Genomic DNA, 11,022 nt, shown 5'->3' with positions numbered 1-11,022 from the left:
CCGGGCCGCGATGGTCGGATGATCATGGTGACGGAGAGGTTCGCGACGACCCAGCCACCGAGGTCGATCTTCCGTCGGCCGCGGCAGGGGCGGCTGGCGCCGACACTGCGAACCTTGGCGCCCTCGCCGACCTCACCGCCGCGAGCGCCGCGGCGGCCCTGCGGTTGGACGAACTCCACCAGCGGGCCGAGGAGCTGATCAGGCTCCGGCGCCACGACGCCGACCTGGTGGACCGCCTGCACGCCGAGAACACCCGGCTTCGGGCCGGCGAACTGACCGAGGCGATGGCACCGTTGCTGCGGGGACTCATGCGCCTGCACGACCAGATGACCAGTCTCGGCGCGGACGACGGCCAGAGCGTCCCAGGCATCCTGCGTAAGCAGTTGCTGCAGGTGCTGGACGTCGCGGCGGACGTCCGTCCGTATACCGCGGTGGTGGGGATGCCCTTCGACCCGGTCCGGCACGTCGGCATGCGCCGGGTCGGCACTGACGACCCCGGCCGTGACCGGACGATCGCCCGCACACTCAAGCCCGGATTCGTCCGCGGTGAGTCGACCGTGGTGCGTCCAGCCGAGGTGGAGGTTTTTCGGGCACACTGAAACCGGCGGCGGTTTGTTGGAGGGACCTTCATGGCGCGAACAAAGGTGTTCGGCATCGACCTGGGAACGACGTACTCGTGCATCGCCCAGGTGGACGAGTACGGACGTCCCGACGTGATCCGCAATATCGAGTCGCAGCCGACCACACCATCGGTGGTGCTGTTCGACGAGTCCGCGGGCGGCGGTGTGACGTTTGTCGTCGGCACCCAGGCGAAGCGGCAGTCCCGGATCCGCCCGGATGACGTGGCGAGCCTGGTCAAGCGGCACATGGGCGAGGCGGACTGGCGATTTGTCGTGCACGGTGAGGAGTACAGCGCGGCTGCCGTGTCAAGCCTCGTGCTCAAGTCTCTCGCCGCCGACGCGCAGCGGGCGACCGGCGCCCCGGTGACGGACGTGGTCATCACCGTCCCGGCCTATTTCGGCGACGAGGAGCGCAAGGCGACGAAGCTGGCCGGCGCGCTCGCCGGGCTGAACGTGTTGGACATCATCAACGAGCCCACAGCCGCCGCCTTCGCGTACGGGTTCGCCCAGGACGGCGCGGCGGAGACGACCGTGCTCGTCTACGACCTGGGCGGAGGCACCTTCGACACCACGGTCATCCGGCTGTCGAAGAACGCGATCACAGTTGTGGCCACTGACGGTGACCACGAGCTTGGCGGCGCTGACTGGGATGCGGAGCTGGTGCGCTTCTTGGCCCAGAAGTTCACCGAGGCGCAGCCCGACGCCGGTGATCCGCTCGACGACGTCTACGACGAGCAGGAGCTGCTGACCTCGGCGGAGGACGCCAAGTTGGCGCTGTCCGGTCGCGACAGCGTCGATGTCCTGGTGGTTCACGGCGGCCGGCGGACAAACGTGACCGTGACCCGGGTGGACTTCGAGGAGATCACCGCCGCCCTGCTACAGCGCACCCTTGACCTCACCGGGTCGGTGCTCGCCCGGGCTCGGGAGCGTGGCGTCGACCAGGTGGACGTCTGCCTGCTTGTCGGCGGTATGAGCAAGAGCCCGGCGGTTGCCCGCAGGATCGCCGAGCGCTTCGGTCTGTCTCCACGCCTCCTGGACCCCGATCTCGCCGTGGCCAAGGGCGCCGCGGTCTTCGGGCAGAAGAAGGAACTGGAACGGTACGTCCTCGACGATCTGGTTGCCCAGGGCAAGCTCGCGGCCGGTGCGACTCTGGATGCCGCGGCGCCGGCCGACGTCGCGCGCTCCGTGTCGGGCGCGGCGGGAGATTTCGGGTTGGCCACCACCGCGGTGGTCGATCTGGTCAAGACGAAGGTCACCAACGTGACGTCCCGCGGCTTCGGGATCTTCGCCGAGGACAGGGGCAAAACGATCGCGGCCTTTCTGGCGCATCGCAACGATCCGCTGCCGATTGAGATCACCCAGACCTTTTACACCATCTCCGACAACCAGACGGACGTCGACATCCGTGTGTTCGAGCAGGGGACGAGCGCTGAGTCGACCATCCCGCAGGACAACAAGGTGATCGTCGAAGGTGCCATCGCGGGGATTCCCGGCGGACATCCCCGCGGCACACCGGTGGATGTCACCTTTCTCATGCGGTCGGACCAGACGATCGTCGTCACCGCCACGCATCCTGGCGCGACCGGGCCGCTCGTCCTGCAGATCACCGCGGGTGTGGGCAGCGAAGCGATGCGGGATGAGGAGACACGGAAGATCACCCTGCTCAAACAGCGGGACTGACGTCGCCGTGGCGGTCGCAGGCATCAGCGTGCCCGACGTTGTCCAGTACATGACGTTGTCTGTTACATAACGTTGTCTGTTACCGGACACTGTCCGGTGCATATGGTGAATACCGAGGCCGGGGCCATGTCCGGGTTCCGCCTTCATACGCTCTGTGATGGGGATGCCGGCGGCGGGGACGAAGGTGGGGCGGTGAGCGCGGCGTTCGACGGCAGCAGCTACCGGCAGCGGGTGTTGGCCGAGCTGCAACGCCGATCCCCGCTTGACTGTGATGACCCGTTCTTCGTCGCCGCGCTGGACCCGGCTGCCACGTACACCGACGCGGAGGTGCGCGCGCACCTGGCCCGCGTCGTGGCCTTCCTGCAGCGGCAACGGAACGCTGCACGCTACGCGACCCTGGCCGCGGCCCTTATCCGCAGGCGGGCCGAGTGGGAGGCGCCGCTGCTGGACCCGCATACCCGCGAACAGGTCCGGGTACGTGTGCTGGCCGCGCGTCGCAGTGGGGACGCCGACCGGCTGGCCAAGGTGGCCCGCAACCTCGCGACTGTGCGTGAGCGTTTCGGCGGAATTCCCCGGTCCCGCGTTGCGGGTCTGCGTCGGTTGGCGTCGGCTGACGGGGTGACCACCGAGCAGTTCGACGCGACCCTCGCGGGCGAGAAGGTGATCGAGGACGGCTCCGGTGAGGATGTCGAGCCGCTCGCGCCGGGGCTGCGGCGCCAGATCCGTGACGGCCTCACCGAGCTGCGGCAGCTTCGCGAGGGGGATCGGGTTGGTACCGCCTCCCTGTGGGCTCTGCTGGGTATCCCGGCGGACTCCGCGCCGGCGCGGATCCAGGCCGCACACGAGATCCTTGTCGAGCGCAACCAGCGGCGTCCGCATGACCGCGAGAAGACGGTGACCGCTGATCTGCTCGCGCAGGTGCGCACCAGACTCCTCGACGGTGATCCGGCCGCCTATACCGCCGGGCTGGTCGCAGACGCCCGCGATGAGATCCGGCCGAAGGTCGAGGAGCACGTCGTGCTCGACGGTGAGCTCGGACCGGGCGCCTTTGAGGGGTTGGTCCGCGAGGTCCTCGCGGCCGGGCGAGGACTGTCAGCGGCACAGGCGAAGGCGGTGTTGCTCGACATCGCCCGGGATCTGGGTGCGGCGATGACGACCGGAGCGGTCGTCGACTACGTTGTATGCCCACGCTGTGGCCGTCCGGAGCCGGTTGACGGTTCGCGCGTCTGCCGATATTGCGATACCGAGCTCTACATCCCGTGTCCGTCGTGTGGCCGCGCGACGGAGGCCGCCGCGGCGGCGTGCCAGTTCTGCGGGCAGAGCCTGCGCCAGGCTCGGGAAGCCGGCGACGCCCTGACCGCGATCCGCCGCGAGCTGGAAGACGGCCATCCCAGGCATGCCGCCGAGCTGCTGGCCCGGGCGCGTCCGGTGCTGGGCGCGGTCGGCGGGTCGGCGGTCCGCGCTGCCGATGATCTCGGCGTGCGGGTGCAGGCGGCGCTGGCCGCCGCGGACGCCGGCTGGCGGGCACTGGTCGAGCACCGCGAGGCCCGGTGCGACGACGCCGCCACCGCCGGGGCCCGTTGGCTCGTCGCCCAGGCGTTCGACGTACCCGGTCCGGACGGACGCTCGCCCGAGGAGGTGCTGGCCGAGCTCACCGCTCACCAGGACGTCATCCGCCGCCGGGTTGCCGCGGCGGCGGCGCTTGCGCCAGCCGACCAGGAGAATGCGCTGGCCGCGGTACTCGCGACCGTGGCGGACAACCGGGAGGCGCTGGCGGCATTGGCCGCGCTGCCACTCCCACCGCCGACGGATCTGACCGCGAGCAACGAAGAAGGTGCCGTGGTGCTGCGGTGGCGGCCATCCCCCTCGGCGCTCGGTCCGGTGTCCTACCGGGTGGTCAGACTGGTGGGGGCCGGCGTGGGGGAGGCGGGCGGCCAGCAGGGAACACCACCGGTCGAGCGCAGCCTGGGTACGACTCGGTCCACCGAGTTGTCCGATGCCGGGGTTCCGGCCGGGGTGCTGGTCCGGCACGAGGTGACGGCGGTCGTGGGCAGTCGGCGCTCGGTTGGGGTGCGCACACCCGGCCTCGTGGTCGTGCGGGACGTCGTCGCCCTGCGTGCGGAGCAGATCGGTGCCGGGGTGAGGCTGTCCTGGCGGCTGGATGGCCCGGTGGACGCGGTGACGATCGATCGGACCGTGGACGAGTCATCGCCGGTACAGGTTCCGATGCGTCGGATCAGGGCGAACGCCGGTCAGTACCTCGACACGGCCGTCCAGCCCGGTGTCACCTACCGTTATCAGGTTTATGTCGAGTTCCAGGATGTGGACGGACACCCGGCCAGAACCGCTGGTGCGCGGATTGCGGTTACGGTGACGCCGCGCCCACGAGCCGTACGCGATCTGGCGGTCACCACTGTCGACGGGCGTACCGTGCTGCGCTGGAGCGCCATGCCAGCCACTCATGTGCAGATCTACGCCGTGCCCGTGTCGGACGCCGGGCCGCCGCATGCGGCTGGAGTCGAGGACACCGAGATCGACCTGGCGAAGATCGCCGAACGGGCCCGGCTGGTCGGGTCGAGCCGGAGCGGCCACCTGGTGGACCCACTGGCTGCCGGTGAGCTGGACTATCTGCCGGTGACTGTGTGTGATGGTCGGGCGGTGGTCGGCACCGGTGTGCGGCATCTGGTGATCGAAGGCATCCGGGATCTGCGCGCGGACGATCGCGGTGAGGAGATCGTGCTGTCCTTCCAGATGCCGCCGGGGATCACCCAAGCCCGCGTCCTGTGGCGCCGCGACCAGCTCCCGACCGGGCCGGACGACCCGGACGCGTTCCGGGCGAAGGTCACCAACACCAGCCTGGAAATCAAGGGCGGCTGGCATCTGGCCGCGCCGCGGGACGGTTCGGCCTACTTCGTCGCCTGCTACCCGCTGGTGCGCACGGGTGGGACGTTGCGCGCTGCCGGTCCGGGCACGGCGATGGTGGCCCGCTCGGCGGCATCGCCGGATTCGGACATGACCTGGATGACCTGAATGACCTGGATCAACCGGAACACCATGAGCACCATGATCGGGAACGGACGGTCACCTACACGCTGGCCCGGTCCGGCTGGCGTCGTCGCACGTTGCGCGTACACGTGCGCGCGGACGGGCCGTTGCCGGCGATGGTGCTTGTCGCGCGGCCGGGGACGACTCCGCCACAGGCGAGCGACGACGGACATCCGCTCGCACGAGTGTCGGCGTCGCCACCAACACCGCAGCGCACCCTCGAGGTTTCCCTCGAAGGTGCCGAGCTTCCCTGGGGGGTACGACTGTTCCCGGGCTCGCCGGCGAGCCCGGGTGCACCGGTTGGTGGGGTGCCCGGTGCGGTGATTGTCCGCCATCCACCGGATGATTCCCTCATAATCCGCTAACCCGACCGAAAGGCTCCTCGCGAGGATGGCGTCTATGTTCGGCCGCCGGCGCTCCTGCCGGGTCGCGCTCGGGTCGCGGGTGGTGGTCGCAGGCGTGCTGTTTCTCGGCGTCGCCCTCGCCGCCGGGCTCGTTGCGGTCGGATTGAACCTCCGTGGAAGCCGTCCGGCAGGGATGGCTCTGACCCTGGTCGACACCGACATCGTGCTGGTGCGTGGGCACGGTTTCCCGGCCGGTGCCGAGATCACCGTCGACCTTGTCGGGGGTGATCTGACTACCACGGCACCGGCCCGGGCGGACCCGGACGGGCGCTTTCTGCTTCGCTTCACCCTACCCATGGATTTTACCGGCACTGTGTCGGTGACGGCGAGATCGGGCGCCATCACGGCCCGCGGTTCGCTACCGGTCACCGTCTGGGATACCCGGGGAAAACTGTCGGGCCTGCCCTGGCTGTCCGGAGTACATCTGGCCAACGATCTGCCGCCCTATCTGGCCTTTGGCGCATGGCGGGGCCGACCGATCGACGTGGCCCTGGTTTTCACGATCCGCGACCAGGGCTGGGGTCCGATATCCGAGCCCAGCTGGCCGCTGGACGATTTCGCACCGTTCCCGGGAAAACTGGTCATCAGTCAGCCGCCGTTCCCGCAGGGGCAGGGCGGCAACGCCGAGTGTGCCCGTGGTGCCTATGACGAGCACTGGCGGAGGTTCGGCGCCTTTCTCGTGCGCAAAAACCGGGCTGACTCCATCGTGCGGATCGGTTGGGAGTTCAACGGCACGTACATGTACTGGCACGCGGATGCGAGCGCGAGGAATTTCACGGAGTGTTTCCGCAGGATCGCCACGGCCATCCGCTCCACGGATCCGAAGGTCAAGATTGACTGGACGTTCAACGCCCACGATTCCCCGGTGCCGTCGAGCGGGAATCCATGGGATGCCTACCCCGGCGACGAATACGTCGACATCGTCGGCATCGATGCCTACGATCACTACCCGCCGTCGTTGAACGAGGCTAGGTGGACGCGGCAGTGCAACAGTGTCAACGGGCTCTGTCACCTCATTCGGTACGCCCGTGAGCACGGTCGGAAGGTCGGTGTGGGTGAGTGGGGTGTGACGTCCTGTGGTGGCGATGGCGGCGGAGATAATCCTTTCTATATCCGGAAGATGTATGACACGTTCGTCGCGAACGCCGACGCGATGGGTTACGAAAGTTACTTTCACGACTCGGCGCCGGACAATGTGTGTTCGACGATCATGAATGGGGGTCAGAACGCTCGGTCGGCCGCCGAGTACAAGCGGTTGTTCGGCGGGTCGTGACCGGCTCGGCCGGGCGGCGCGGTCGGCCGGCCGGGTGACAGGCGGTTGTCCGCTGGATGACAGCGGTCGGGAAGTTGCCGGACCGCATTCCACGCCGCCGGTGGTCGATGTACCGTCTGGCAAGCCTGACGCCTAGCAATGGACGACGGATAGGCCAAAGGGTGTGCGATCATGGTTTTTCTCGCACGCCCGGAGGCCGCATGTAGCCGAGATAGGCCAAAGGGTGTGCGATCATGGTTTTTCTCGCACGCCCGGAGGCCCCAACTAGCACAGGGGGTTTGCTGGGTGCGTCACTTCGGTTTTCTGGACGCGGACCGGACGGACGCGCTGTTTCACCGTCCGCCCGAAGAGATCCTCCCGGACGGGGACCGTCGGCTTGTGGCGACGGCCCTGGGTGCCACCCTCTACGCCCCGGGTACGCGGCCGACGCTTGCCGCGGACGTGCGCCGTCAGGTCGCCGCCGGGGTGACGTCGATGGTGCTCTGTCTTGAGGACGCCATCGCCGACCACGAGGTTGCTGCGGCAGAGGCGAATGTGATTGCCACGCTTCGTGACCTGGGTGAGAGCCCACCGACTGCTGGCGGCGGACCCCCGTTGTTGTTCATCCGGGTCCGTGACACCGCCCAGATACCATTGCTGGCCGCACGGCTTGATTCCACCGCGGCGGAGATGTTCGCCGGCTTTGTCCTGCCGAAGTTCGGCCCCGGGAACGGAGCGCCGGCGTTGACGGCTGTTCTGCGTGCCTCGGAGCGCCTGGGCCGGATTCTCTGGGCGATGCCTGTTCTGGAAAGCCCTGAGGTCATCTTCAAGGAGACCCGAGCCGGGGCGTTGTCGGGAGTCCGGGAGCTCGTCGACAAACATTCCGACGTTGTGCTGGCGGTCCGCCTGGGTGCTACTGATCTTTGTGGTTTGTTCGGGTTGCGACGGAACCGGGATCTGACGATCTATGACATCGCGGTGGTCCGAGACTGCATCGCCGACATCGTCAACGTGTGTGCCCGCGGCGGCGATCATGTGGTGAGCGGCCCGGTATGGGAATATTTCGCCCAGCCCGAGCGCCTGTTCGTCAGTTCCCTGCGGGTCACCCCGTTCCAGGAGGCTGATCTGATCGACGATAGCGAGGACGGTGCCCGGATGCGGTTACGTCTTGTCTCCGCCGATCTTGACCGGCTCATCCGCGAGGTGGTTCTCGACAAGGCGAACGGATTGCTGGGCAAGACGGTGATCCATCCCAGTCACGTTCCTGCTGTGCACGCTCTGCATGTTGCCAGCCATGAGGAGTATGTGGATGCCATGGCGATTCTCGCGGAGGATGCCGGCGGGGTACGGCCCAGTTGGTATGCGAACAAGATGAACGAGCTGGGACCGCACCGGACCTGGGCCGAAGCGGTACTGCGGCGGGCTCGGGCCTTCGGTGTCCTGCGGGAAGGCCACACATTCGTCGATGTTCTGGCCGCAACCGGGGCGTCATGAGGCCCGGATAACGTACGGCTCGTGCATGGATTGTGCCCGGGTGACAACGGCGGTGAAGGCGGAGGTCGTGTGAGCCTGGCGGGCTACAGCGGGCACTGTTCGGACGGCATGAACTGGTTGTGGGACGAACTGGGGCTTGACATCAGGATCAGATCCGACGTGGTGGGTAAGGGTCTGCACGGGTTGGTCGGGCTCGCGTTGCGGCGCAACCCGCTGCGGGCACACCTGCTGGTCAGTCGGGTTCTCGGCAAACATCTCCCGGTGCGTCCGCGGGAATCGCTCGCGGCTGGTCGCCTGCTGGCGGCACAGGCATGCGATGCTTTCCCCGGCGCAGGGGGCGAGCCGATGACGCCGGGGCCGCTGGTGGTCGGATACTGCGAGACTGCCACGTCGCTGGGCCATACGGTGGCGGACGGTATTGCTGGGTGTGACTATCTGCATACGACCCGTCGGGTGGTCCCCGGTGTCACCCCCCTGCTTGACTTTGACGAGGCGCATTCCCACGCCACGTTCCACTGGCTCATGCCGACCGATCCCGAGTTGGTACGGGCACCGCGTCCGCTGATCCTGGTGGACGATGAGCTCTCGACCGGCCGGACCGCGCTGGGAACGATCAAGGCGTTGCACGCCTTCGCGGCGCGGCCGTCCTACACCGTGGCGACGCTCTTCGACGCCCGGCCAGCGGAGTCCCGCCGTGCGTTCAACGAGCTTGCGGACCGTCTCGGCGTTTCTGTGCGGGTGGTGTCGCTGTTGGCCGGGGAGCTGGTGCTGCCGCCCGATGTGGCCGTGCGGGCGCAGCGGCTGCGGGCCCGCCACGGGGACGGCGGCCTCGGTGCTGATCCGCCGGACGTGCCCACCTGGCGTCATCCCGTCCGCTTCGTGCGCCCCGACTGGCCGGCCGAACTTCCCGACGGTGCGCGCCATGGCTGGTCGCAGGCGGACGGGGCCCTGCTCGACAGGGCCATCCCGCTGGTCGCCGGTGAGATTGCCACAGTGTTGACCAATGCGTCTGGACGCATTCTCCTGCTTGGTACTGAGGAGTTGATGTACACGCCGTTGCGGATCGGGGCTGCCCTCGACGAGATCGTGCCCGGTGACGTGGTTTTTCACTCGACGACCCGTTCGCCGGTCTACCCGATCGACGCCGAAGGCTATGCGATCCGCTGCGCGCTGACGTTCCCGGCGCCGGATGATCCCGCGCGGGTGAGCCATGTCTACAACGTCCGGCCGGGTTTGTACGACGACATCGTCGTCGTGGTCGACTCGGCCGCCAACGGTGGGGGCGCGGAAGCCGACGTGTCCGGGATGGTCGGGATGCTGCGTCGGTGCGCGCCGGTGACCGTGGTCACGATACCGACACGAGGCCCGGATGGGCGTCCGATGACCCGGCAGACCGGGCGGGTGGCAGGGGGAATGTGTTGAGCGACGGCACGGTGCTGGGAGCCATTCCGGGCACGGTAGGTTCGGGATCCTATGATCCCACGGATGTGACCTTTTTGTTGAAGGATCTCAGCGACATCCCGCTGGAACGTCCTACCGAGGACCGCGAGGAGGACTTTTCCAAGGGACGCCATTACTCTGAGGACCTGCCCGTCGAATACGAGCCCTCGGATTCCTATCTTGCTCTTTTTGAAAGCGCGCTCATCCGTTCGGCGGAGCGGGTTGCCACCGCGGTCGGGGTAGCCACCGAGCTTGTGCTTGCGAGAAAGGAGAAGCCGGTCATCGTGTCGCTCGCGCGGGCCGGAACGCCCGCCGGCATCCTTATGCGGCGCTGGGCCCGGTGGAAGCACGGGCTCGAGCTGACGCACTACTCGGTCTCCATCATCAAGGACCGGGGGCTCGACGAGAACGCGTTGCGGTGGATTCTTGACCGCCATGACCGCCAGGCGCTCCAGTTCGTCGACGGCTGGACCGGCAAGGGCGCCATCCTGAAGGTTCTCCAGGCGGCGTCGGAGCAGCTCGGGGTGGACGGCTCCATGGCGGTGATCTCGGACCCGGGCCACTGCACGTCGCTCTACGGCACCAGGGATGATTTCCTCATCCCGCACAGCTGCCTGAACTCCACGGTCAGTGGGCTGGTGAGCAGAACCGTGCTGAATTCGACGCTGATCGGTCCGGCCGATTTTCACGGAGCCAAATACTATCGGCAGCTGGCTGACCGGGATTATTCCCGCCGGTATGTCGACACCGTCGTGAACGCCTTTCCCGCCGCATCGGCAGCGGTCTCGCGCGGTCTGGGCCAGGCGGAGGACCGAACCCCGACCTGGGCCGGCTGGCGCGCTGTCGAAATGTTGGCGAAGGACTACGGCATCGCGAATATCGGCCTTGTCAAGCCCGGGGTCGGCGAGACTACCAGGGTTCTGTTGCGACGAGTGCCCTGGAAGGTTGTCGTCGCGCCCGACCGGTTGGCGGAGCTGGCTCATGTCCTGTCGCTCTGCGCAGCCAAAGGAGTGGATGTGGAGGAAAGAGCCGATCTGCCGTATTCCTGCGTCGGGATCATCAGGCCGATCGAGGGCAGGCCTGACCG

Annotated in this window: 6 protein-coding genes and 1 pseudogene; all 7 read left to right on the top strand. The window is 67.7% G+C overall.

Features of this window, described 5'->3' with window-relative positions:
• A pseudogene (locus tag U9980_RS01680) lies at positions 1–599 on the top strand (hypothetical protein); the annotation flags it as partial.
• Between the two features lie 30 nt (positions 600–629).
• Complete coding sequence (locus tag U9980_RS01675; RefSeq protein WP_322766382.1) at positions 630–2,300, top strand: Hsp70 family protein; 1,671 nt, start codon at positions 630–632, stop codon at positions 2,298–2,300.
• A 192-nt stretch (positions 2,301–2,492) separates the two neighbouring features.
• Positions 2,493–5,330 carry a zinc ribbon domain-containing protein gene (locus tag U9980_RS01670; protein ID WP_322766381.1) on the top strand — a complete coding sequence of 946 codons (2,838 nt, stop codon included), beginning with the start codon at positions 2,493–2,495 and terminating at the stop codon, positions 5,328–5,330.
• 414 nt (positions 5,331–5,744) lie between these two features.
• Positions 5,745–7,022, top strand: a complete 1,278-nt coding sequence (locus tag U9980_RS01665; RefSeq protein WP_322766380.1) for a glycoside hydrolase family 26 protein — start codon at positions 5,745–5,747, stop codon at positions 7,020–7,022.
• A 285-nt stretch (positions 7,023–7,307) separates the two neighbouring features.
• Positions 7,308–8,495 carry an HpcH/HpaI aldolase/citrate lyase family protein gene (locus U9980_RS01660; protein ID WP_322766379.1) on the top strand — a complete coding sequence of 396 codons (1,188 nt, stop codon included), beginning with the start codon at positions 7,308–7,310 and terminating at the stop codon, positions 8,493–8,495.
• 69 nt (positions 8,496–8,564) lie between these two features.
• Positions 8,565–9,917, top strand: coding sequence for a phosphoribosyltransferase family protein (locus U9980_RS01655; RefSeq protein WP_322748861.1), 1,353 nt, complete (start codon positions 8,565–8,567; stop codon positions 9,915–9,917).
• Between the two features lie 65 nt (positions 9,918–9,982).
• Positions 9,983–11,022, top strand: a 1,040-nt coding sequence (locus U9980_RS01650) for a cysteine protease StiP family protein (protein ID WP_322766378.1), incomplete at its 3' end; no start/stop codon positions are given.

It is taken from the genome of Protofrankia sp. Cr1 (assembly GCF_963555865.1).
Lineage (GTDB): Bacteria > Actinomycetota > Actinomycetes > Frankiales > Frankiaceae > Protofrankia.
This window is presented reverse-complemented; position numbering and strand designations above follow the sequence as displayed.